Annotated in this window: 20 protein-coding genes and 1 pseudogene; 15 read left to right on the top strand and 6 right to left on the bottom strand. The window is 69.6% G+C overall.

The features are described from left to right. Positions 1-49: 49 nt before the first annotated feature. Together trpD and HGK34_RS09965 are read right to left on the bottom strand one after the other, a co-directional pair. Positions 50-1,081 (bottom strand): anthranilate phosphoribosyltransferase, encoded by a 1,032-nt coding sequence (gene trpD, locus HGK34_RS09970; protein ID WP_201846760.1) that lies wholly within the window; start codon positions 1,079-1,081, stop codon positions 50-52. Positions 1,082-1,203: 122 nt separating this feature from the next. Continuing rightward, positions 1,204-1,644 (bottom strand): response regulator transcription factor, encoded by a 441-nt coding sequence (locus HGK34_RS09965; RefSeq protein ID WP_244666588.1) that lies wholly within the window; start codon positions 1,642-1,644, stop codon positions 1,204-1,206. 186 nt (positions 1,645-1,830) lie between these two features. Here HGK34_RS09965 and ctaE point away from each other — a divergent pair, with 186 nt between their 5' ends. From ctaE to HGK34_RS09940, 5 genes are all read left to right on the top strand, one after another. Beyond that, positions 1,831-2,484, top strand: a complete 654-nt coding sequence (gene ctaE / locus HGK34_RS09960) for an aa3-type cytochrome oxidase subunit III (protein WP_201846756.1) — start codon at positions 1,831-1,833, stop codon at positions 2,482-2,484. A gap of 111 nt (positions 2,485-2,595) precedes the next feature. Next, positions 2,596-3,375 carry a cytochrome bc1 complex diheme cytochrome c subunit gene (gene qcrC, locus HGK34_RS09955; protein ID WP_201846694.1) on the top strand — a complete coding sequence of 260 codons (780 nt, stop codon included), beginning with the start codon at positions 2,596-2,598 and terminating at the stop codon, positions 3,373-3,375. Positions 3,376-3,380: 5 nt separating this feature from the next. Then, the gene (gene qcrA, locus HGK34_RS09950; protein WP_201846755.1) at positions 3,381-4,439 is read left to right on the top strand and encodes a cytochrome bc1 complex Rieske iron-sulfur subunit; all 1,059 of its coding nucleotides are present in this window, start codon (positions 3,381-3,383) and stop codon (positions 4,437-4,439) included. Continuing rightward, on the top strand, positions 4,436-6,169 hold the full coding sequence (qcrB, locus tag HGK34_RS09945; RefSeq protein WP_201846692.1) for a cytochrome bc1 complex cytochrome b subunit: 1,734 nt from the start codon (positions 4,436-4,438) through the stop codon (positions 6,167-6,169). Before qcrA ends, qcrB begins: the two co-directional genes overlap by 4 nt. Before the next feature lie 96 nt (positions 6,170-6,265). Then, positions 6,266-6,895 carry a superoxide dismutase gene (locus tag HGK34_RS09940; RefSeq protein WP_201846690.1) on the top strand — a complete coding sequence of 210 codons (630 nt, stop codon included), beginning with the start codon at positions 6,266-6,268 and terminating at the stop codon, positions 6,893-6,895. 232 nt (positions 6,896-7,127) lie between these two features. Here the strand turns inward: HGK34_RS09940 and HGK34_RS09935 are convergent, their stop codons facing one another. After that, positions 7,128-7,409, bottom strand: coding sequence for an Lrp/AsnC family transcriptional regulator (locus HGK34_RS09935; RefSeq protein ID WP_192863785.1), 282 nt, complete (start codon positions 7,407-7,409; stop codon positions 7,128-7,130). A gap of 176 nt (positions 7,410-7,585) precedes the next feature. Here HGK34_RS09935 and HGK34_RS09930 point away from each other — a divergent pair, with 176 nt between their 5' ends. The 5 genes and pseudogenes from HGK34_RS09930 to HGK34_RS09910 all read left to right on the top strand — a co-directional run. Continuing rightward, positions 7,586-8,362 (top strand): DeoR/GlpR family DNA-binding transcription regulator, encoded by a 777-nt coding sequence (locus tag HGK34_RS09930; RefSeq protein ID WP_201846688.1) that lies wholly within the window; start codon positions 7,586-7,588, stop codon positions 8,360-8,362. 672 nt (positions 8,363-9,034) lie between these two features. Beyond that, entirely contained in the window at positions 9,035-10,396 is a 1,362-nt protein-coding gene (locus HGK34_RS09925) for an ABC transporter substrate-binding protein (RefSeq protein WP_201846686.1), read from the top strand. Beyond that, a complete protein-coding gene (locus HGK34_RS09920) occupies positions 10,393-11,280 on the top strand; it encodes a carbohydrate ABC transporter permease (protein ID WP_201846684.1) in 888 nt (295 codons plus the stop codon). Before HGK34_RS09925 ends, HGK34_RS09920 begins: the two co-directional genes overlap by 4 nt. Continuing rightward, positions 11,277-12,161 carry a carbohydrate ABC transporter permease gene (locus HGK34_RS09915; RefSeq protein ID WP_201846682.1) on the top strand — a complete coding sequence of 295 codons (885 nt, stop codon included), beginning with the start codon at positions 11,277-11,279 and terminating at the stop codon, positions 12,159-12,161. Before HGK34_RS09920 ends, HGK34_RS09915 begins: the two co-directional genes overlap by 4 nt. Before the next feature lie 29 nt (positions 12,162-12,190). Then, positions 12,191-13,516, top strand: a pseudogene (locus HGK34_RS09910) (mannitol dehydrogenase family protein); the annotation flags it as partial. Here the strand turns inward: HGK34_RS09910 and HGK34_RS09905 are convergent. Then, positions 13,484-15,463, bottom strand: a complete 1,980-nt coding sequence (locus tag HGK34_RS09905; RefSeq protein WP_504739211.1) for a DEDD exonuclease domain-containing protein — start codon at positions 15,461-15,463, stop codon at positions 13,484-13,486. The pseudogene HGK34_RS09910 and the gene HGK34_RS09905 sit on opposite strands and share 33 nt — an antisense overlap. Positions 15,464-15,663: 200 nt before the next feature. Here HGK34_RS09905 and HGK34_RS09900 point away from each other — a divergent pair, with 200 nt between their 5' ends. Next, positions 15,664-16,518, top strand: a complete 855-nt coding sequence (locus tag HGK34_RS09900; RefSeq protein ID WP_201846678.1) for an SCO4651 family lipoprotein — start codon at positions 15,664-15,666, stop codon at positions 16,516-16,518. A 22-nt stretch (positions 16,519-16,540) separates the two neighbouring features. Here HGK34_RS09900 and HGK34_RS09895 read toward each other — a convergent pair whose 3' ends face one another. After that, the gene (locus HGK34_RS09895; protein ID WP_201846676.1) at positions 16,541-17,485 is read right to left on the bottom strand and encodes an ROK family glucokinase; all 945 of its coding nucleotides are present in this window, start codon (positions 17,483-17,485) and stop codon (positions 16,541-16,543) included. Between the two features lie 254 nt (positions 17,486-17,739). Between HGK34_RS09895 and HGK34_RS09890 the strand changes: the two genes are divergently transcribed. Continuing rightward, positions 17,740-19,563 carry an AMP-dependent synthetase/ligase gene (locus tag HGK34_RS09890; protein WP_201846667.1) on the top strand — a complete coding sequence of 608 codons (1,824 nt, stop codon included), beginning with the start codon at positions 17,740-17,742 and terminating at the stop codon, positions 19,561-19,563. 59 nt (positions 19,564-19,622) lie between these two features. Here the strand turns inward: HGK34_RS09890 and HGK34_RS09885 are convergent, their stop codons facing one another. Next, positions 19,623-20,285, bottom strand: a complete 663-nt coding sequence (locus tag HGK34_RS09885; protein ID WP_201846664.1) for a hypothetical protein — start codon at positions 20,283-20,285, stop codon at positions 19,623-19,625. Positions 20,286-20,352: 67 nt separating this feature from the next. On the opposite strand from HGK34_RS09885, the gene HGK34_RS09880 reads away from it, so the two are divergent. From HGK34_RS09880 to HGK34_RS09870, 3 genes are all read left to right on the top strand, one after another. Beyond that, positions 20,353-21,093, top strand: coding sequence for a lysophospholipid acyltransferase family protein (locus HGK34_RS09880; protein WP_201846747.1), 741 nt, complete (start codon positions 20,353-20,355; stop codon positions 21,091-21,093). Positions 21,094-21,265: 172 nt separating this feature from the next. Continuing rightward, positions 21,266-22,489, top strand: coding sequence for a pyrophosphate--fructose-6-phosphate 1-phosphotransferase (locus tag HGK34_RS09875; protein WP_201846662.1), 1,224 nt, complete (start codon positions 21,266-21,268; stop codon positions 22,487-22,489). Positions 22,490-22,517: 28 nt separating this feature from the next. Further along, complete coding sequence (locus HGK34_RS09870) at positions 22,518-23,867, top strand: class II 3-deoxy-7-phosphoheptulonate synthase (RefSeq protein ID WP_201846660.1); 1,350 nt, start codon at positions 22,518-22,520, stop codon at positions 23,865-23,867. Positions 23,868-23,903 lie beyond the last annotated feature (36 nt).

Raw genomic sequence — 23,903 nt, 5'->3', positions numbered from 1 at the left:
CTGGAGAGAGATGCCCGGGCCCGGACGGCAGCCCGTGAGGAGGCGGGTGCTACCTGGCAGCCTCGATCCACCGGGTGAGGGCCTGCTGGGTGGCGCCCGAGTCGATCGAGCGAGCGGCGTGGGCCAGGCCCGCCGACAGCCGGTCCGTCAGGGAGCCGGAGGCCGTTCCCTCCAGGCTCGCATCGGCCACCAGCGCCGCCGCCGCGTTGAGCAGGACGGTCTCGCGCACCGGGCCCTGGTCCTCGCCCGAGAACACGCGGCGGGCGACCTCCGCGTTGTACGTGGCGTCGGCTCCGCGCAGGTCCTCGATCTTGATGCGGGTCATACCCAGGTCCGTCGCCGCGTCGAGGCGCTGCTCCCGGACCTCTCCGCCGCGCACCTCCCAGATGGTGGAGCCTGCCGTGGCGGCCAGCTCGTCCAGGCCCTCGTCCCCACGGAACACCAGGGCGTTCGTGCCGCGCTCGGCGAACACGCCCGCCATCAGCGGTGCCATGCGGGCGTCGGCGCAGCCGACGGCCGTCGCCTGTGGCTGGGCCGGGTTCGTCAGCGGCCCCAGGAAGTTGAACGCCGTCGGGACGCCGAGCTCCTTGCGGGCGACGCCCGCGTGCCGCATCGACGGGTGGAACACCATCGCGAAGCAGAACGTGATGCCTGCCTCCTGCGCGATCTGCGCCACGCGCTCGGGCGTGTGGTCCAGCCGGATGCCGAGCCGTTCCAGCACGTCCGCCGCACCCGACGACGACGTCGCCGCGCGGTTGCCGTGCTTGACCACGCGGATCCCGCACCCGGCCAGCACCACGGCGGCCATGGTCGAGATGTTCACGGTGTGGGCGCGGTCGCCGCCGGTACCCACCAGGTCGACGGTGGGGCCGGGCACGTCGATCCGCGTCGCGTGGGCGAGCATGGACTCCACGAGACCGCCGAGCTCGTCGACGGTCTCGCCCTTGACACGGAGGGCGACGAGGAACCCGGCGAGCTGCACGGGGGAGACCTCGCCGGTCATCACCTGGTCCATCGCCCAGGCCGCGCGCTCCTTGCCCAGGTCCTCACCAGCCATCAGGGAGGTCAGCAGGCTTGCCATCGTCGGTTCGCCGGCCACCGTCGGTCCGCCGGTCGCTGAATCGGTCACTTGGTCGGTCACCTTGTTGGTCGTTGCTCGGGTTGTCGGGGTGCTCGCGGGCGCGATCGCCGTGCCGCGGGTGCTCACAGCAGGTTCGCCACGGCGGCCTGCACGGTGATGGGGTCGAGAGGGCGAGCGACGGCGCCGTCGGCCTGCGACCAGGACGCCAGCCACGAGTCCTGCGGGCGTCCCGTCAGCACGAGTACCGGCGGGCACTCGTAGCACTCGTTCTTGACCTGGCGGCACAGCCCCATGCCGCCCGCCTTGTCGGCCTCGCCGTCGAGGACGAGCAGGTCCCAGTTCCCGGAGTCGGCAGCGTCGACGACGGCGCCCGGGGTGGCGACCTCCTGCCAGACGATCTGTGGTGCGCCGGCGGAGATCCGGGGGCCGACGGCGAGGCGCACCTGCTCGCGCACGGTGTGGTCGTCGCTGTACAGCAGGATTCGCGGAGCCGGGCCGGGGGGCGTCGTGCGGCCCGCCGTCGCCTCGGACGCGGGGGAGGGAGCAGTGGTCACGTCAGTCATCGAAAGGCATCCTCTCGCGGGTCAGGTCCCTCGGCATCGTGGCACATCGGATGCCCTGGCGGCAGGGTCGTCCAGGCAAGTTTTCATGGCACTGTGCCGTGTGGCGTCATCAAGTGACGGCTTTGTGACATTCTTCGCGTGCGCGGGGCCGTGCTCGGTCATCACCGGTGGTTCATGTCCGCCATAATGGCTGACGTGTCGACCGCAACGGCTGCAGCCACCCATACTCATCAGCATGTGACAGTGAACCGTCCGAACCCCGTGTCGGTCGGGACCATCGTCTGGCTCGCGAGCGAACTCATGTTCTTCGCGGCGCTGTTCGCGATGTACTTCACGGTGCGGCAGGTCCTGCCCGCCGATGAGTGGGCGGCGCAGGCAGACAAGCTCAACATCCCCTTCTCCGCGGTCAACACCACCGTTCTGGTGCTCTCCTCGGTGACCTGCCAGATGGGCGTGCTCGCCGCCGAGCGCTTCCAGCCGCAGCGCAAGGGGCGCATCTGGGCCTTCTGGTCCTGGGGCATGCACGAGTGGATGGCTCTGACCTACCTCATGGGCGCCTTCTTCATCGGCGGCCAGGTTCTGGAGTACGCCGAGCTGGTGCACGAGGGCCTGACCATCTCGTCCAGCCCGTACGGTTCGGTGTTCTTCCTGACCACCGGCTTCCACGGGCTTCACGTGCTGGGCGGTCTGATCGCCTTCCTGTTCCTGCTCGGCCGTTCGTTCGCTGCCCGCCGCTTCGGGCACCACGAGGCCACCACCGCGATCGTCGTGTCCTACTACTGGCACTTCGTCGACGTGGTGTGGATCGCGCTGTTCTTCGTGATCTACATCCTTCGGTAGGCCCCGCCGCCCTCCGGCAACCGTCGTACGGACAGGGGACGTCACACGACGGGCCGCCAGGGCGTCATAAGAGAAGACGCAAGTACTCACGCACGAGACGAGGATCAATCCGTGAAGGCACTCGCCGCCCGCAGGCACCACCGGCTGGCGCCGGTCGTGCTCCTGCTGCTGGCGCTGCTGGTCACCGGCGGCGTGTACGCCGCTCTGGCGCCTGAGAAGGCGCAGGCAGAGACCGTCAGCACCCAGGACATCGAGACGGGCAAGAAGCTCTTCCAGGCGAACTGCGCCACCTGCCACGGCGCGAACGCCGAGGGCACCGCGGGCGTTCCGTCCCTGATCGGCGTCGGCCCGGCCGCCGTCGACTTCCAGGTGTCGACGGGCCGCATGCCGATGCAGATGAACGGCCCGCAGGCCCGGGTGAAGCCGCGGCAGTTCGACGCGGAGGACACCGCGGCGCTGGCCGCCTACATCTCGTCCCTCGGCCCCGGCCCCGCGATCCCGACCGACGAGCAGGTCGACGCGACGCTCGGGGACGCCGCGAACGGTATGGCCCTGTTCCGTACCAACTGCGCGATGTGCCACAACGCGGTCGGCGCCGGCGGTGCGCTGAGCGAGGGCAAGTTCGCCCCGTCGCTGTTCGGCACCAGCGAGCGCAACATCTACCAGGCGATGCTGACCGGGCCGCAGTCGATGCCGGTCTTCAACGACGCCAACATCACTCCCGACGAGAAGCGCGACATCGTCGCCTTCCTGGTCGAGCAGCGCGAGGGCTCCGCCGGCGGGTTCGCGCTCGGCGCGCTCGGTCCGGTCAGTGAGGGTGTCTGGGCCTGGATCATCGGCCTCGGCCTGCTGATCGGCGCGGCAGTCTGGATCGGAGCGAAGTCCTCGTGAGCGACATGAACCACACCAACGACAACTCGGCCGAGGTGACCACTCCGGCCGGCGCGGGCACCGACGTGGTGCAGTCGGACAAGTTCACGGACCCGGGCGTTCCCGCGCACCGGCCGCGGCTGACCGACGTCGACCCGAGGTCGGCGAAGCGCAACGAGCGGATCGTCACCTTCCTGTTCGCGCTGTCCTGCCTCGGCGCGATCGGCACGATCGTGGCCTACGTCGCCGTCCCCCCGGAGGGGAGCACGGGCAGCGTGCGGCTGTCGACGCTCCTTCTCGGGGCCGGCATGGCCGTCTCGCTGCTGGGCATCGGCATCGCCGGCATCCACTGGGCCAAGGCGCTCATGGTCGACACCGAGATGGTCCAGGACCGGCACCCGATCCGCAGCTCCGACGAGGTCCGCGCCGACGCCGTGCGCGACCTGAACGAGGGCCTGGAGGACTCGGGCGTCGTCGGCCGCCGGGGCCTGCTCAAGGGAGCCGCGCTCTCGGCACTCGCGCTCTTCCCCCTGACCATCGCCGTGCCGCTGATCGGCTCGGTGGGCGGCGACTGGAACATCTCCAAGTTCAAGCACACCATCTGGAAGAAGGGCACGCGCCTGGCGCTCGACCCGTCGGGTCGTCCCATCAAGGCCAGCGACGTGAACATCGGCTCGGCCTTCCACGTCGTGCCGGAGACCACGGAGGAGTTCCGGCAGTCCCACGAGTGGATCACCGAGAAGTCCAAGGCCGTGGTGCTCATGGTGCGGGTCCGCCCGGAGGACCTGAAGTCCGACCAGTCGCCGGAGGGCGAGCAGTGGTCGTACGACGGCATCGTGGCCTACTCCAAGATCTGCACGCACGTCGGCTGCCCCGTGGCTCTGTACGAGCAGCAGACCCACCACCTGTTGTGCCCGTGTCACCAGTCCACGTTCGACGTGGCCGACAGCGCTAAGGTGGTGTTCGGCCCCGCGAACCGTCCACTGCCTCAGTTGCCGATCGCCGTCGACGACGAGGGGTACCTCGTGGCACAGGACGACTTCGCCGAGCCCATCGGCCCGAGCTTCTGGGAGCGTCTGAAGTGAGTACCGCACACGACACCACGACGACCGCAGCGGCGGCACCCGCGCCGACGACCCGCACGGGCAAGGCGGCGGACTACCTCGACCAGCGCACCGGCATCGGGGGCGTCGTCAAGGAGTTCGCGCGCAAGGTCTTCCCCGACCACTGGTCCTTCATGCTCGGTGAGATGGCGCTGTACAGCTTCATCGCCCTGCTCATCTCCGGCGTGTTCCTGACCATGTTCTTCGAGCCGTCGATGGCGCTGACGCAGTTCGAGGGTGAGTACCCGGCCACCGCGACCGGTCAGACCGTGTCGGTGGCGTACGCGTCCACGCTCGAGATGTCGTTCGAGGTGCGTGGCGGGCTCCTGATGCGTCAGGTGCACCACTGGTCCGCGCTGATCTTCATGGCGTCGATCGTCGTGCACATGATGCGCGTGTTCTTCACGGGCGCGTTCCGCAAGCCGCGCGAGCTGAACTGGCTCGTGGGCTTCACGCTGCTCATCCTGGGCCTGGCCGCCGGCTTCTCCGGCTACTCGCTGCCCGACGACGTGCTCTCCGGCAACGGCCTGCGGATCACCGACGGCGTGGTGAAGTCGATCCCGCTGATCGGCTCGTACATGTCGTACATGATCTTCGGCGGCGAGTTCCCGGGCGAGCACATCATCCCGCGCCTGTTCACGGTGCACATCCTGCTGGTGCCCGCGCTGATCGTCGCGCTCATCGCGCTGCACCTGTTCCTCATGGTGCTGCACAAGCACACGCAGTTCCCGGGCGGTGGCCGCACCGACAAGAACGTCGTCGGCTACCCGGCCCTCCCGGTCTACGTGGCGAAGATGACCGGCAACTTCTTCATCGTGTTCGGCGTGCTGGTGCTCATGGGCGCCACCATGGCGATCAACAACGTGTGGAACTACGGCCCGTACGATCCGTCGCCGGTGTCCGCAGGCGCCCAGCCCGACTGGTACATGCTGTTCCTCGAGGGATCGCTCCGCCTGATGCCCGGCCAGGGCACGGAGTGGGTGATCTTCGGGTACACGCTGCCGCTGAACGTCCTGATCCCTGCCGTCGTGGTTCCGGGCATCCTGTTCACGTTCCTCATCGTGTACCCGTTCCTCGAGGCCCGGGTCACCGGTGACAAGCGCGAGCACCACGTGCTGGACCGCCCGCGCAACGTCCCGGTGCGCACGGCCCTGGGCGTCGCGTTCCTGTCGGACTTCATCCTGCTGGCGGCCGCCGGGTCGAACGACCTCATCGCCACCCACTTCGGGATGTCGATCAACGAGATCACCTGGGTCTACAGGATCCTGTTCTTCCTGCTGCCGGTGGCGGCCTTCGTGGTGACCAAGCGTCTCTGCCTGGGCCTGCAGCGCAAGGACCGGGAGCTCGTGCTGCACGGGCACGAGTCCGGGCGCATCGTGCGGTACGCCAACGGCGAGTACGTGGAGGTCCACACGCCGCTGGACGACCAGGAGCGCTGGATGCGCGTCAACTACGACGCACCGGCGCCGCTGGAGATCGAGCCGAAGATGGACGCGCGCGGGGTCAAGCGCAAGGGCTACGGGGCGGACAAGCGCTGGCAGGGTCTCTCCCGGTTCTTCTACGAGGACCGTGTGGAGCCCGTGACGCCGGCCCAGCTCGCCGCGGCGCACTCCCACGGCGACCACGATGCGCTGGAGGCGGGCGGGCAGCAGGCCGCACCGGCCGCCGTCGGCTCCGGCTCGACGACCGGCACAGACTCGCAGGAGCACTGAGCGACCTGCGGAACCAAGCGATGGCCCGGCTTCTCTCCCGTTCCGGCGGGCGGGGAGTCGGGCCGTCGTCGTCTCACCGAGGAGGAACTACACACAATGGCTGAGTACACGCTCCCTGACCTGAGCTACGACTACGGGGACCTGGAGCCGCACATCTCGGCGAAGGTGATGGAGCTGCACCACTCCAAGCACCACGCGACCTACATCAAGGTCGCCAACGAGACCCTGGAGAAGCTCGCTGAGGCGCGCGACAAGGGCGACCTGGGCTCGATCAACCAGCTCGAGAAGAACCTGGCGTTCAATCTCGGCGGGCACGTGAACCACTCCGCCTTCTGGACCAACATGTCTCCGGAAGGCGGCGGTGAGCCGACGGGCGAGATCGGTGCCGCCATCGACGAGCACTTCGGCTCGTTTCTGAAGTTCAAGGCGCACTTCACGGCCGTTGCGACGACGGTGCAGGGTTCGGGCTGGGCGATCCTGGCATGGGACTCGATCGGCGAGAGGCTGGTCGTCGTCCAGCTGTTCGACCAGCAGGGCAACATCCCGATGGGTCTCACGCCGATCGTGCTGCTCGACTGCTGGGAGCACGCGTACTACCTGGACTACCTGAACGTCCGCCCGGACTACATCAAGGCCTGGTGGAACGTCGTCAACTGGGCCGACGCCTCCGAGCGTCTGGCGCGTGCGAAGGCCCAGACGTCGGGCCTGATCGTCCCGACGGCCTGATCGTCCCCACGGCGTGATCCGGCGGACGGCCTGATCCGGCAGGAAGGTCCTCCGCACGACGGCGGTCCGTGATCCCTCTCGTTGGAGGGGGCACGGACCGCCGTCGTTCGCGTTCGGCCGCAATGGCCGCGACCGCGGGGCGACACGATCGTCGCACCGGCGTCCGGCCCGCCGCGGCCCACGGCGGTGCAGCTCGTGGGCCGTCGCCGCGGGCCCGGGTCCGTCGGCGGTGTCAGTCGTCGAGACCCAGGGCGAACGCCTGCTCCAGATCCTTGCTGGAGTAGGCGCGGAACGCGATCAGGGTCTCGGTGCGGGTGACCCCGGGGACCTTGTTCACGGCGTCGGACACGACCCCGGCAAGCTCCTCGTGCTCGTGCACGCGCACGATCGCGACGAGGTCGACCTTCCCGGTCACGGAGAAGACCTCGGTCACGCCGGGGATGTCGGTGACGGCCTCGGCGACCTCGGGGATGCGGGAGGTCTCGGCGTCGATGAGGACGATCGCGGTCAGCATGGCGCCATCGTAATCACCTTGCCGGGTGCGCACGACGGGCAGGGGAGTGCCGCTCGCGCACCGGGCCCCTGTGACGGGCGCCACGCCGCACGTGGACTCTTGGCTCCAGGATTGGCACGATGGGGTCTTATGAGGTGGATCTCCACGAGGTGGCGCGACGGACGCGGAGGTGCGGCATGAGCGATGTCACGGAGCGCACGTCGTCGCGGGCGAAGGAACTGCTCAGTCTGGTGCGGGGGCAGGGGCGCATCGAGGTCAGCGAGTCCGCCCGGCTGCTCGGCGTGTCGCAGGAGACCGTGCGCCGGGAACTGCGCAAGCTGGAGGCGCAGGGCCTGATCCGGCGCAGCTACGGGCTGGCCTTCCCGGTCGAGTCCAGCACGTACGAGACGGCACTGGCGGAGCGTACGCAGAACTTCCCGGAGGAGAAGGCAAGGATCGCGCAGGAGGGCGCCCGCCGGGTGGGCGAGGCGCGCACGATCTTCATCGACGAGGGCTTCCAGTCGCTGCTCCTGGCCCGTGCTCTGCCGGAGGACCACGACCTGACGATCGTGACCACGTCCCTCCCGATCGCGTCGGAACTCTCCGGCCGGGACAACTTCCAGGTGATCATCGTGGGTGGCCGGGTGCGAGGGAACACGCTCGGCGTCGTCGACGGGTGGGCGACCGACATGCTGCGGGACTTCCGCATGGATCTCGCGTTCATCGGGGCGAACGGCGTGACCGTGTCCGACGGCCTCACCACGCCCGACCCGGCCGTCGCCCACGTGAAGGCGGCCGCGATCGCGTCGAGCCACCGCAAGATCTTCGTCGGGGCCCACCACAAGTTCGGTGTGACGAGCTTCGTCCGCTTCGCGGAGCCGGCCGACTTCGAGGTCGTGATCACGGGGGTGGAGTTGCCCGCTGCCCGCGCCCGCGTGTTCGGGGAAGCGGGCGCGCACGTCGTGCAGGTCTGAGGCACGGCACGGTTGCGGGCCGGCGGCCGGCGCCGGCGCTGGGGCCGACGACAGGCCGACGACGGGCCGACGACAGGCCGACGACGGGCCGACGACGGGCCGACGACGGGGTGCCGGCTGCGGTACCGGCCGCATCCGTCGGTCGTGCCGTGCGTGTCGACGGTGCCGCGTGCCGCGGACCTCTCGTGTGCACTGCGCGCGCCGTGGTCGGCGGGAGCGATGGTCGCGCCGACCGGCTCGGCGGTCGCCGGACGGGCTCGGCGGTTGCCGGAGGGGCCGTACAGCGAGACCTCGGCGTGACCTCCGTGTGATCTTGGCGTGACCTGGGCATTGACCGATTCGGGCCGCGCCGGTTCCGGTTCGTGGGCGTTGTCATCGTGCCGGTGTGCGTTTCAGCGGCACGATTCCAGGACCGATGTGTGATCTAGGTCACCCCGTGACCGCGCCCTGTGCCCGTTCTCGCGATGACCCTGACCGATTCGCAATGCCGTCCGTTGACCCTGGTGCGGGCCCGGCCCAGCATGACCGTGTTGACAAGGACACGCGCGACAACGAGGGCGCGCGGCATGGTGGCCGACGAAGGAAGCGGCCGGACGGATGCCGGAGAACACGGCATCTCCCGGGAAGTGACCGAGGACGCCACCACGACACGCAACGACGAGGAGAAGAGCGATGACGCTCACGACAAAGATGCGCCGGGCCACGGTCCCGGCGGTGCTGGCCACCGGGGCTCTGGTGCTGGCGGGCTGTTCCGGCGCCGGCGGCGGTGGTGGCACGGGTGACGGCGGGGACGGTCATGTCGAGCTCACGCTCGCCACGGTGAACAACCCGCAGATGAAGGACATGGAGGAGCTCAAGGGCAACTTCGAGGAGTCCCACCCCGACATCACGGTGAACTTCGTGCAGATGGAGGAGAACGATCTGCGCGACGCCGTGACCAAGGACATCGCCACCGGTGGCGGCCAGTACGACATCGTGACGATCGGTTCGTACGAGGTGCCGATCTGGGCGGAGAACCAGTGGCTCACGGACCTGACGGAGCCGCTCAGCTCTGACGCCGAGTATGACGTCGACGACCTCTTCCAGCCGGTGAAGGACGTCGTCTCCGTCGACGACAAGCTCTACGCGGTGCCGTTCTACGGCGAGTCGTCGATGCTCATGTACAACAAGGAGATCCTCGACGCGGCCGGCATCACCCTGTCGGACCACCCCACCTGGGACGAGGTCGCCGATGCGGCACGCAAGGTGAACTCCGACGACGTGACCGGCATCTGCCTGCGTGGCAAGCCCGGCTGGGGTGAGCTGTTCGCCCCGCTGACCACCGTGGTCCAGACCTTCGGCGGCACCTGGTTCGACCAGGACTGGAACGCCCACGTCAACGACCCGGAGTTCAGCGACGCCGTCCAGTTCTACGTGGACCTCGTGAACGACGCCGGCCCCGCCGACCCGGTCTCGACCGGCTTCACCGAGTGCCTCAACACGATGACGCAGGGCAAGGCCGCCATGTGGGTGGACGCGACCGTCGCCGCCGGCATGCTGGAGGACCCCGAGGCCTCCGAGGTCGCGGGCAAGATGGGCTACGCGCACGCCCCGGTCAAGGAGACCGAGGAGTCCGGCTGGCTCTGGTCGTGGAACCTCGCCATCCCCGAGACCACGCAGAACAAGGACGCCGCCATCGAGTTCGTCAAGTGGGCCACCAGCAAGGAATACCAGCAGCTCGTCGGTGAGGAGCTCGGCTGGACCCGGGTGCCCCCGGGCGCGCGTCAGTCGACCTACGAGATCCCGGAGTACGTGGAGGCAGCCAAGTCCTTCGCGCCGATCACCCACGACATCATGCTGGCCGTGAACCCGACCAAGCCGGGCCTCTGGGACCAGTCGTGGACCGGCATCCAGTACGTGACGATCCCCGAGTTCCAGGACCTGGGCAACCAGGTGTCCCAGGACCTGTCCGACGTGTTCGCCGGACGCAGCAAGCTCGGACCCGTCCTCGACCGCGGCCAGAAGCTCGCTCAGGAAGCAGGCGACGCACAGTGACATCAGGGCGCCGCAGCCTGGCGATCTCCCGTGCGCTGCTCTGGCCGGCGCTGACCGTCGCCATCCTGCTCACGCAGATCCCCCTGGTGGCGACGCTCTACTACTCCTTCCAGGAGTGGAACCTGCTGCGGCCGGGGCAGCGCGGGTTCGTCGGGTTCGACAACTACGCGAAGGTGCTCTCCGACGGGTCGTTCCTGGCCTCGCTCGGAAACACCGTGGTGGTGACCGGCTCGGCCGTGGTCGGCGCCACCCTGCTCGGCCTCCTGTTCGCCGTGCTGCTGGACCGCAAGTTCGTGGGCCAGAGCGTGGCACGCACACTCATGATCACGCCGTTCCTGGTCATGCCCGCCGCGGCGGCGCTGATCTGGAAGTGGTCGATCCTCGACTACACGTACGGCATGGCCAACTGGGCCCTGTCCCTGGTGGGCATCCCGCCCGTCGCGTGGAACACCGAGGTCCCGGCCCTGACCGTGATCATGGTGCTGATCTGGCAGTACACGCCGTTCGCCATGCTCATCCTCCTCGCGGGGCTGCAGTCGCAGTCCCGCGAGGTCCTGGAGGCGGCGTCCGTGGACGGCGCGGGACCGTTCCGCACGTTCGTCTCGATGACGCTGCCTCACCTGCGCCAGTACGTGGAGATCACGGTACTGCTCGCCACGATCCTGCTGCTCCAGGTCTTCGACCCGGTGGCGATCATGACCAAGGGGACGGGCGGCAGCAAGACCTTGTCGTACCTGCTCTACGAGCGAGCGTTCATCGGCCTGGAGGTCGGTGAGGCCGCGGCCTACGGCGTGATGACGGTGATCGTCACGATCATCGTGGCCACGGTGGCTCTGCGCACCCTGTTCAAGGTCTTCTCGGCGGAAGGGCTGATGAACCGATGACCACGACGACGATCGGCAGGCCCGTCACCGTCACGAGACCCCCGGTCCGCAAGCCGGCACGATGGGCGTCCCGCCGCGCACGCGGCATCGCGCTGACCATCGTGACCTGGATCGCGGTGCTCGCGTTCTTCTTCCCGGTGGTGTGGATGGTCTTCACCGCCTTCAAGCCGGAGAGCCAGGCAGCGACCCTGCCGCCCACGTTCGCCCCGGACTTCACCATCGACCGGTTCCAGGCAGCGTTCGACCGCGACATGGTTCCCTACCTGATCAACTCCGCCAGCGCCAGCATCGGCTCCACCCTGCTCGTCCTGGCGCTCGCGGTCCCGGCCGCGTACGCGCTGAGCATCAGGCCGGTGAAGAACGTGCGTGACCCGCTGTTCTTCCTCATCTCGACGAAGTTCATGCCCGTGGCGGCGTCGATCATCCCGGTGTACATGCTGCTGCAGGCCGTGGGTGGGCTCGACAACATCACGTGGCTGACGATCCTGTACGTCGGGATCAACCTGCCGATCGCGGTGTGGATGATGCGCTCGTTCCTGGCCGAGGTGCCACGGGAGGTGATCGAGGCGGCACAGATCGACGGTGCCGGTCTGCGCACCGAGATCTTCCGCGTGGTGCTGCCGATCGTGCTGCCCGGCGTCGCCGCGGCCGGCCTGATCTGCTTCATCTTCGCCTGGAACGAGTTCTTCCTGGCGAACCTGCTGACCACGCAGGTCGCCAGAACGACACCGCCCGTCCTCGGAAGCTTCGTGGACGGCCGCGGACAGTTCCTGTCGATCCTCTCGGCGGCGTCCACGATCGCCATCGTGCCCGTGGTGATCGCGGGCTGGGTCGCGCAGAAGCAGCTCGTGCGAGGACTCGCGATGGGCGCCATCAAGTGACGCCCCGACACGGAAGTGAGGACCGGTTGATGACGGGCGAGCTGGTGGCCCTCGAAGCGGAGTACGACCGGACGGGGATCACGCCCGGCATCGTGCACATCGGGGTGGGTGGGTTCCACCGGGCCCACCAGGCCATGGTGATCGACGACCTGCTGCGACACGGCGGCCACCGGGACTGGGGCATCTGTGGCGTGGGCCTGCTCCCGGGCGACGCACGGATGCGGGATGCCCTGGCTGCCCAGGACAACCTGTACACCCTGGTGATCAAGCACCCGGACGGGTCGCTGGACCACCGTACGGTCGGCAGCATCGTCGAGTACCTGCTCGCACCGGACGACCCCGAGGCAGTCCTCGAACGCATGGCCGACCCGGCCACGCGGATCGTGTCTCTCACGATCACCGAGGGCGGGTACAACTTCGACCAGGTGACAGGTGAGTTCGACACCACCGATCCGGCCGTTGCCGCCGATGCCGTACCCGGGGCCGTTCCGACGACGGTCTTCGGGTACGTCGTGGAGGCGCTGGCGCGGCGTCGTGAGCGGGGCATCGCACCGTTCACGGTGATGTCGTGCGACAACGTGCAGGGCAACGGCACGAAGGCCCGGACCGTGTTCTCGGCGTTCGCGGGTCTGCGTGACCCCGAACTGGGGGACTGGGTCCGGTCCGAGGTGGCCTTCCCCAACTCGATGGTGGACCGGATCACTCCGGTCACCACCGACGAGGACCGGGAGCTGGTGCGGGAACGCATCGGTGTGGAGGACCGCTGGCCTGTGGTGGCCGAGCCGTTCTTCCAGTGGGTGCTGGAGGACGAGTTCCCGCTCGGCCGCCCGGAGTGGTCCGAGGCGGGCGTGCAGCTGGTCGACGACGTGGAGCCCTACGAGCTGATGAAGCTCCGGCTGCTCAACGCGTCGCACCAGGCGATGGCCTACTTCGGCTATCTTGCCGGGCATCGCTACGCCCACGAGGCGATGGCGGACCCGGCGATCGCCGCGCTGCTGCGCGCCTACATGGAGTCGGAGGCTACCCCGACTCTGCGGCCGGTGCCGGGGATCGATCTGAACGACTACCGCGCCACGCTGCTGGAGCGCTTCGGGAACCCGGAGATCCGCGACACGCTCGCCCGGCTGTGCATGGAGTCGTCGGACCGGATCCCGAAGTGGCTGGTGCCCGTGATCCGGGAGCGGCTGGCGGCAGGAGGCGACGTGCGCCTGTCGGCGGCCGTCGTGGCCAGCTGGGCTCGCTACGCGGAGGGCGTGGACGAGGCCGGTGAACCGATCGACGTCAACGACCGGCTCGCTGACATCCTGGTGCCGCGTGCGCGGTCACAGCGGTCCGACCCGCTCGCGTTCCTGCGGGATCCCAGCCTGTTCGGGGATCTCGTCGACGATCCCCGGTTCACCCGGCCGTACCTCGACACGCTCGACAGGCTCCACACCATCGGTGCGGCTGCCACCCTCGAGCTGCTGGTCGGGGACTGAGGGGGCGCCCGGCGCCGTCGTCGGCACGGTGTCCGACGGCGGTCCTGGGGTGACGCCGGACGTCGTGCCGTCGTCGTCCCCGGGTCCAGGTGCCGAGACCTCTTCGCGCACCCTGTCCGCCGCCCACGCGAGGTCCGCGTGGGCGGCGGCGCCGCGTACCGGACAGGTGAGCTCGCCGTCGACGGCGACGAGCCGCACGCCCGGCTGGTCGAGCCAGCCGAGCAGGAGGTCCGCCTCTTCGGGATGGCAGGCCGGGGCCGGGGCGACCGGCGGCGCGACGGCCTCCGCCGTCGCCCGCACGGCTGCGACCAGCTCCAGCACGTCGTCCTCCGGCGTGCTCACGGCAGTTCCGGCCAGGCGTCCGTGTCGCACGACCACCACTTCCCAGCCGCCCGGCCGGCCCGGCGCACCGTTCACGCCCGCGGGGCGCGCCGCGATGAGCTCCACGCACCGCGCGAGGGGGTCCAGGCGCTGGGCGCGGCGGGCACCGTGCACGAAGGCCCGCAGCCGCCGCGTCACCTCACCGGCCTCCTCGAAGCGCTCCTGGGCGGCGAGCTTCGCGATGCGGGCCGACAGCGCCTCGACGACGGGCGAGGGATCGCCGCCGAGTACCTCCTGCGCCGTTGCCGACACGTCGTCGTACGACTCGTCCGGGCCGTCGGCGGTGACGCAGGGCGCCGAGCAGCGCCCCATCCCGGCCAGCGCGCACGGGCTGCCGGGCTGTCGCGGGACGCGCGCGATGCGTGCCGTGCACTGGCGCAGCGGCAGGGCGTCGTGCAGTGCTGCCACCGCCTCCTTCGCGGCGCGTGCCCCGCCGAACGGCCCGATGTGGGCGAGCCCTGAGGCCGTGTCCCGGACCACCGAGAGCCGCGGGTAGGGCTCGTCGGTGAGCCGCACCCACACCGCGCGCTCCGGATGCTTGGAGCGCCGGTTGTACCGGGGCTCGTGCTCGGCGATCAGGCGCAGCTCGCGGACCTGCGCCTCCAGGGGTGTCGCGCACACGACCGGTGTGACCTGCTCGGCGATCCGCACCATCTCCGTGACCCGGCGACGCTTCTCCGCGGCGGTGAAGTAGGAGCGGACCCGCTTGTGGATGTTCGTGCTGGTGCCGACGTACAGCACCTCGTCGTCCGGGCCGCGGAACAGGTAGACACCGGGCGCCTGCGGCAGGCCGTCGGCCAGGTGGCGCTTGGCGCGCACCTCGGGGGGCACCGGATCGGCTGCGGTGCGCAGGTCCTCCAGGTGCGTGACGCCCAGAGGGGCGAGCCGGTCGAACAGGGCGTGCAGGACGTCCACCGTGGCGCGCGCGTCCGAGAGCGCGCGGTGGTCGGGCGCCACCTCGGCACGGAAGAGGCGTGCGAGAGTGGCCAGCTTGTGATTGGGCGCCTCGTCCCGCGTGACCACCTTGCGGGCCAGCGGAACCGTGTCCACCACCGGGAATCCCGGCCACGGGTAGTCCAGGCGTTCGCACGCCGCCCTGAGGAAGCCGACGTCGAACGGGGCGTTGTGCGCCACCAGCACCGATCCGTGGGCGAACTCCAGGAAGCTGGGCAGCACCTTCTCGATGTCCGGGGCGGTGGCCACCATCGCGTTCGTGATCCCTGTCAGGCGTGCCACGAACGCGGGGACCGGCCGACCCGGGTTCACCAGTGACTGGAACTCCCCGAGCTTGGCGCCGCCGCACACCTTCACGGCCCCGATCTCGGTGATCCCGCCCTCGCTCGCCCGCGTCCCGGTGGTCTCGAGGTCCACCACGACGAACGTGACGTCCCGCAGGGGCGTCCCGAGTTCGTCGAACGAGGCCTGGTACCCAGTGGTGCTCACGGCCCCGAACAGTAGTACGGCTCAGTGACACGAACGGCCCGTCGCGCCGAACCGGGTGAAATCTCGGCCGGACCTCGCCCACATAGCACACCAAAACGGCTTGCGACAAGTATCTTTCGGAAAGAACGATGTCCACGTAGCCGGTTGGTCAGCCGCACCGGACATCGGGCGGCGACCGGCACACAGAGGAGGACACGCAGGTGGGAATCACCCGCAAGATCGCTGCGCTGCTGACCGCGGGCGTCACCGCAGCGGCGCTGACGGCATGCCAGTCCCAGGCGGACACGCCCGACCTCACCGCCGCTTCCGATGGCGCGACCGCGACCGCGACCGCCGAGAGCGAGGCGACCGAGGCCGGCTATGCGGCGCTGTCGGTGTCGGACTTCGTCGACCGTTCGACGGCCGCCCAGGCGGCCATGAGCACGATGCGCTACACGGCGACGTTCTCCGGGGCGGGGGCCGAGGCGCAGAGCATGCTGGACGCCACCATGAAGGGCGCGATGGTGGCCGGCGACACCGTTGCCGAGACCGCGCTGCAGATGTCGATGGACATCGAAGAGGCGAACATCGACATGATCCTGGTCGACGGCGACTTCTACATGAACATGGGGCCGATCACCCAGGGCAAGTACATGCACGTGAGCGGTGAGGACAGTGCGGCCGCCGAGCTCGACGGGATGATGGAGCAGCTCGAGCAGGCGAACATCGCCGGCCAGGCCGAGGCGATGGACGGTGCCGTCTCGGAGGTGACCGAGGTGGGCACCGAGACGATCAACGGGATCGAGACCCACCACTACACGGTGGTGGTCGACCTGTCGAAGGCGAAGGACCTCGAGGCTCTCGGCGTCGACAAGTCCATGGCCGAGGAGATGGGCTCGATGGAGTTCGAGTACTTCCTCGACGACGACGATGTCCCCCACCGGGTGATCAGCAAGATGGTCGAGGACGGGCAGGACTTCGTCGTCACGGTGGACATCACCGACCAGGGCGAGCCCATCGAGATCACAGCTCCCCCCGCGGACCAGACCATCGAGGCCTCCGAGATGGGCATGTGATCGTGCGGCGGGCCGGCCGGCCTCAGCGTCGTGCCAGGTCCGCCGCTCCGACGATGCCCGCCTCGTTGCCGTGCCGGGCAAGCTCGATCTGTGCCACCGGGCGGTGCCCCAGCGCCGAGAGCTGAGCCTCGTAGCCGTGCCGCACCGGTCCGAGCAGCAGCTCGCCGGCAGCACCCACCCCTCCGCCGATCACGAAGATCTCCGGGTCGAGCAGTGCCGCCACGGACGCCGCACCCTCGCCGATCCATTTGCCCAGGGTCGCGAGGAGCTCGATCGCCAGCTCGTCGCCGTCCTTGGCGGCGCGGGTGATCTGCGGCCCGCGGATGTCGGCCGGGGATCCGCCGGCCAGCTCCAGCAGCCGCGCGGCGCGCTCCGGCTGGGCCACGGCGGCGTGCTGCGCGTCGCGGACCAGGGCGGAACCGGACGCGTACTGCTCCCAGCACCCCTCGTGCCCGCAGCCGCAGTAGTGGCCGTCCGGCACCACGCGCATGTGCCCCACCTCGGCGCCGACGCCCCACTTGCCGCGTACCAGCTCGCCGCCCACGATGACGGCACCGCCCAGGCCGGTCCCGACCGTCAGCATGATCATGTCGGTGGCCGACCGGCCGGCGCCGAACCGGAACTCGGCCCAGCCGGCGGCGTTGGCGTCGTTCTCGACGACGATGGGTGCGTCGGAGTCGATGAGGGCGCCCACCTTCTCCGCGAGCGGGTACTCGCGCCAGGCGATGTTGGGCGCGAAGTTCACGCCCTTGCGGTCGGGGCTCACGAAGCCGGCCGCGGCCAGCCCGATCGCGCCGACCTCGTGCTCCTTGGTCAGCTCGGTCACGGCGTCCGCGATGGCACGGTCGATGTCGGCCACGTCGTCGGCCACGGTCTCGCGCCGCACCTGGGCGAGGATCCGCCCGTCCTCGTCGACCACGCCCACGGCGATCTTGGTGCCGCCGATGTCGACTCCGATGGCGTGCATGACGTCGTCCTTCACTGTCGCAGGGATCCTCGTGGCGAGCGCCCGTGTCCCGGCCCCGAAGGCCGACGCACGGGCGCGGAACACCAGAGTATCCGTCCGTGACGTGACCGATGCACCTCGTCCGCGTGCTGACCCCGGAGCGGGCCGCCATCCTGTGAGACGCAATCTCACGAAACGCTGAGACTCGGTGTACCTCCGGGAGGGGGTTTGCCGGTATCTTGGCAGCCACGATCTTTACTGCCACTGGAGTCAGCATGAACGAGGTCCACGCACCGCAGCTCGTCGAGCTGCCCCCTACGTACAACACCAACAAGGTGCTCACCGACCGGGTCGCCGTTGATCCGTCCAAGCACCTGATGGAACGACCGGACGGCAAGGGCGGTTGGATCCCCGTCAGCGCGCGCGACTTCGACGCCCAGGTCGTTGCCGTCGCGAAGGGACTGGTCGCACGCGGTGTCGAGCCGGGTGACAGTGTCGCCATCATGTCCGCCACCCGGTACGAGTGGGCGTTGCTGGACTTCGCCATCTGGGCCGCCGGAGCGGTCACCGTACCGATCTACGAGACCTCGAGCGCCGAACAGGTCGAGTGGATCTGCAGCGACGCGAAGGTCACCCTCGTACTCGCCGAGACCGCCGAACACGCCGACACGGTCAGCGAGGTGCACGACTCGCTCGGTGGCCTGCGGGAGATCCTCGTGATCGAGGCCGGTGCGGTCGACGCCCTCGTCGCCGACGGCGCAGGCGTCGAGGATGCCGAGATCGAACGCCGTCGTGCGCTCGCCGTCCTGGACGACCTCGCCACGATCATCTACACCTCGGGCACGACCGGGCGTCCGAAGGGTGTGGAGCTCAGCCACCGCAACTTCGCCTCGCTCGCGGTCAACGCCGTCAAGGACAACCCGGAGGTGTTCGCCGAGGCCGGTCGCACGCTCCTGTTCATCCCCATGGCCCACGTCTTCGCCCGGTTCATCCACGTGCTCGCCGTGGCCGCCGGGACGACCACCGGGCACTGGGGCGACACGAGCACGCTCGTCGACCAGCTCGGCAGCTTCAAGCCCACCTTCATCCTCGCCGTCCCGCGCGTGTTCGAGAAGGTGTACAACACGGCCGAGCAGACCGCGGCCGCCGGCGGCAAGGTGAAGATCTTCCACTGGGCCGCCCGGACGGGGATCGCCTACTCGCGCGCGCTGGACGCGCCGTCGGGCCCGAGCCTCGGCCTGCGGATCCGGCACAAGGTCGCCGACACCCTCGTCTTCTCCAAGCTGCGCGCGAAGCTCGGCGGCAACGCGAAGTACGCGGTCTCGGGCGGCGGCCCGCTGGGGGAGCGGCTCGGGCACTTCTACCGCGGCCTGGGGATCAACATCCTCGAGGGCTACGGCCTCACCGAGTCCACCGCACCCACCAGTGTGAACAAGCCGAGCGCCCAGAAGATCGGGTCGGTCGGCCTCGCCCTGCCGGGCTGCGGCATGGCCATCGCCGACGACGGCGAGGTCCTGCTCAAGGGACACGGGATCTTCGGCGCCTACCACGACAACCCCCAGGCGACCGCGGAGGCGTTCACCGACGACGGCTGGTTCCGCACCGGGGACCTCGGGGAGATCGACGACCGCGGCTTCCTGACCATCACCGGCCGCAAGAAGGAGATCATCGTCACGGCCGGCGGCAAGAACGTGGCGCCGTCGGTGCTGGAGGATCGCATCCGCGCGCACGCCCTGGTCAGCCAGTGCGTCGTCGTCGGCGACAACAAGCCGTTCATCGGCGCGATGGTCACCATCGACGCGGAGGGCCTGCCGGGCTGGCTGAAGATGCAGGGCAAGCCGGCGATGAGTCCCGAGGAGGCGCGCACGGACCCCGATGTGCTCGCGGCGCTGGACCAGGTGGTCAAGCGGGCGAACGACGCCGTGTCCAAGGCGGAGTCGATCCGCAAGTACGTGGTCATCCCGGGGGACCTGACCATCGAGAACGGATATCTCACGCCGAAGCAGTCGGTTCGCCGCGGAGTGGTCCTCAAGGACTTCGACCCCGAGGTGGAGCGCCTGTACGCGGACAAGAACAAGGACTCGCTGCACCTGGTCTGACGGCCGGGGTGGCGAGCCACGGCCGGCTCCACCACCTGGTGGTCGAGCCGGCCGTGGCGTCACACGACGGCGCCCGGGTCGTCGTCCTCCGGGTCGCGGTGGTGCGGCATGCGCCAGAGCAGCACGCCGAGTCCGGCGACGAAGAGTCCCAACGCGACCTGGCCCACCAGAGCCGGGATGTGCAGCGCGGGGATCGCGGCCACGGCGATGACGCTCAGCAGCGCGAGGACGGGAATACCGGCCACGGCGATCCATGCCATCGTGAGCAGCGGGTCCTTGTCGCTCAGCAGGGGTTCGGGCTCGGGGGGCGTGAAGTGGCTCTCGGCCTCCTCCAGGGCTTCCACCTCGGGTGTGACCGGCCAGTCGCGCGGGCCTGACGCGCGCGCCGGTGGCGCGGTCGGGCTTCCGGCGTCGCCGGCGGGAGCGGTCGGGCCGGGATCGTCGCCCGCCTCGTGCGGGTCACCGGCCCCCTTCGGTGTGATTCGCGGGTCGGACGCGTCCGGCAGCGACGTCCGTGTCGCAGGACCGGTCGCGCTCGTGCCGAGGTCGCCCAGCGAGGCCACGAGGTCGGCGAAGCGCGCGTCGACGGTCTCGTCGGGCAGCTCGCCGGTGCCCGGCGCGTGGTCGTTGGTTTCTCCACCAGCGTCTTCGCTACGGTCTGCGGGAGGTGTCGGCTCATCGGGCAGGTCGTCGTCGCGGTCGTCCGTGTTCGAAGCGGCCATGAGGCACACTCTAATTTGGATGTCGGGCCGCGAAGGACTCCGGCACGACGCCGTGCGAGGAGGACTCTTGTTCTACTGGGTGATGAAGCACATCCTGGTCGGGCCGCTGCTGAGGCTCGCCTACCGGCCGTGGGTCGAGGGCCGCAGGAACGTGCCCCGCCGCGGCGCGGCGATCCTGGCGGGCAACCATCTCGCCGTGATCGACTCGTTCATCCTCCCGCTGATGCTTCCCCGGCAGGTCAAGTTCCTCGGCAAGTCCGACTACTTCACGGGTCGCGGCCTCAAGGGCCGGGTCACGGCCTGGTTCATGACGGGGATCGGGACGATCCCGATCGACCGGTCGGGTGGGGCCGCGAGCGAGGCCGCGATCAACACGGGGTTGCGCGTCCTGGCCGACGGCGATCTGCTCGGGATCTATCCCGAGGGGACGCGGAGCCCCGACGGGCGGCTGTACAAGGCCAAGACCGGGGTGGCGCGGATGGCGCTGGAGTCCGGCGTCCCGGTGATCCCGGTCGTGATGGTCGGTACCGACGAGGCTCAGCCGGTGGGGCGCACCGTGCCGCGGTTCATGCCGCTGGGCGCCCGCATCGGCGAGCCGCTCGACTTCTCCCACCTGGCCGACAAGGCGACCGACCACGCCACGCTGCGCCGGGTCGCCGACGAGATCATGGAGGCGATCCTGGCGCTGTCCGACCAGGAGTACGTCGACGTCTACGCGGCGACGGAGAAGGCGAGCACGACGGCGGGCCGGGCGCCGACGCCGGCGACGCGCTACCTGCCGACGCAGCGGCCCTCGCGCCGCGAATGAGGCCGACGGCCGGGCGTGATCGGTTCGTGCTGATCGATCCGAGCTGATCGATCTGTGGACAAGCACAAGGCCTGCACCGGGGTGCGTCAGTAGGATGGCGAGGACAGGGCGGGTGCTGCCGGGATGGCGCACCGGCCCGCAGGAACTCCCCGAACCGAGAGGTGCATCTGCGATGTCTGTTCGTCGCGTGGCTCTGCTGACCGCCGGGGGCTTCGCCCCCTGCCTGTCGTCCGCGGTCGGTGGGCTGATCGAGCGTTACACGGAGCTCGACCCCACGATCGAGATCATCGCCTACCAGCACGGCTACCACGGCCTGCTGACGGGCACCAAGATCGTCGTCGACGACGAGGCGCGCCGGAAGGCGGGCGTGCTGCACCGCTTCGGCGGGTCGCCGATCGGCAACTCGCGCGTGAAGCTGACGAACGTCGCCGACTGCGTGAAGCGCGGGCTCGTTCAGGAGGGGCAGAACCCTCTGCACGTCGCCGCCGAGCGGCTGAAGGCGGACGGCGTGGACGTGCTGCACACCATCGGCGGTGACGACACGAACACGACGGCTGCGGACCTGGCCGCCTACCTGCACGAGAACGACTACGACCTGACGGTGGTGGGCCTGCCCAAGACCATCGACAACGACGTCGTGCCGATCCGCCAGTCGCTGGGCGCGTGGACCGCCGCCGAGGAGGGTGCGAAGTTCGCCGCGCACGTCATCGGGGAGAACCGCGTGGGCCCCCGCATGCTGATCATCCACGAGGTCATGGGCCGGCACTGCGGCTGGCTGACCGCCGCGACCGCCGCGGAGTACCGCAAGTGGCTGGACACCCAGGAGTGGGTGCCGAGCCTCGGCCTGAGCCGCGAGCGCTGGGACGTGCACGCCGTGTTCCTGCCGGAGCTGGAGATCGACATCGACGCCGAGGCCAAGCGCCTGCGCGCCGTCATGGACGAGCAGGGCAACGTGAACATCTTCCTGTCCGAGGGTGCGGGCCTGAACGAGATCGTCGCGCAGCTCGAGGCCGCCGGCGAGGAGGTGCAGCGCGACCCGTTCGGTCACGTGAAGCTCGACTTCGTGAACCCGGGTCAGTGGTTCGCCAAGCAGTTCGCCGAGAAGCTGGGCGCCGAGAAGGTCATGGTGCAGAAGTCCGGCTACTACTCGCGCGCGGCGGCGGCGAACACGGAGGACCTGCGCCTGATCAAGTCGATGACGGATCTGGCCGTCGAGTGCGCGCTGCGCTCGGAGTCCGGCGTGATCGGGCACGACGAGACCGACGGCGACCGTCTCAAGGCCATCCCGTTCCCGCGGATCGAGGGCGGCAAGGCGTTCGACACGTCGGCGCCGTGGTTCGGTGAGATGCTCGCCGATCTCGGTCAGCCGCTGGTGCCCGCGGCGGCGGCGCACTGACCGGCGCCGGACCAGGTTCAGGAGCAGCATGAGCACCGTCGCCGACGACGCCCTGGCCGCAGGGCTCGATCACTTCCGCACGCTCGAGGCGCGCCAGCAGCCGGTCTGGCCGGACGTGGACGCTCTGGCGGCGGTGACGACGCGCCTCGAGCACGCCGCGCCGCTGGCGGTCCCGGCGGACGCCGACACGCTCAAGGAACGCCTCGCCGCCGCCGGGCGGGGCGAGGCGTTCCTCCTTCAGGGCGGGGACTGCGCCGAGTCGTTCGCGGACGCGCACGCGGACCGGATCCGCAACAAGGTGCGGACCATCCTGCAGATGGCCGTCATCCTCACGCACTCGGCCTCGACACCCGTGGTGAAGATGGGGCGCATGGCGGGGCAGTACGCCAAGCCGCGTTCGAGCGACGAGGAGACCCGCGACGGCGTCACGCTGCCGGCCTACCGCGGGGACATGGTCAACGGGCACGCGTTCACCAAGGAGTCGCGGGTCCCGGACCCGGAGCGGTTGGACCAGGCATACCGGATCTCGTCGGCCACGGCGAACGTCGTGCGTGCGTTCACGACCGGCGGATTCGCGGATCTGCGTCAGGTGCACGAGTGGAACCGCGGCTTCATGTCGAACCCGGCCTACGCACGCTACGAGCGGACGGCGGACGAGATCGACCGCGCGATCCGGTTCATGGACGCCTGCGGCGCGGACTTCGACGCGCTGCGTTCGGTCGAGTTCTTCCTGAGCCACGAGGCCCTGATCCTGGACTACGAACGCGCCCTGACCCGTCACGACCAGCGGACGGACCGTGCCTACGACACGAGCGCGCACTTCCTGTGGATCGGGGAGCGCACGCGTCAGTTCGAAGGCGCGCACGTGGACTTCCTGTCCCGGGTGGCCAACCCGATCGGGGTGAAGCTCGGCCCGACGACGGCGCCGCAGGACGCGCTGGCCCTGGCAGAGCGCCTGAACCCGGACAACGAGCCCGGGAGGCTCACGTTCATCACGCGGATGGGCGCCGGGAAGATCCGGGACGTGCTGCCGGCGCTGGTCGAGGCGGTCACGTGGGCGGGAGTGAACGTCACCTGGGTGACGGATCCCATGCACGGGAACACGATCACGTCGGAGTCCGGGTACAAGACGCGCCGCCTGTCGGACGTGCTGGACGAGGTCGCGGGGTTCTTCGAGGTGCACCGGGCGCTCGGCACCGTGCCCGGCGGCCTGCACGTGGAACTCACGGGTGACGACGTCACCGAGGTGCTCGGAGGGGCGGAGAAGATCTCGGACGCGGGCCTGGCGCTGCGTTACGAGACGCTCGTGGACCCGAGGCTGAACCATCAGCAGTCCCTGGAGCTTGCCTTCCAGGTGGCGGAGATGATCCGCCAGTAGTCTGCGCCACGACGCCGCGAGTATCGTCCCCATCGC

The sequence above is a fragment of the Myceligenerans indicum genome, assembly GCF_016742955.1.
GTDB classification, from domain to species: Bacteria; Actinomycetota; Actinomycetes; order Actinomycetales; family Cellulomonadaceae; genus Myceligenerans; species Myceligenerans indicum.
The sequence above is the reverse complement of the archived record's forward strand: the minus strand, read 5'-3'. Positions and strand labels throughout refer to the sequence as shown.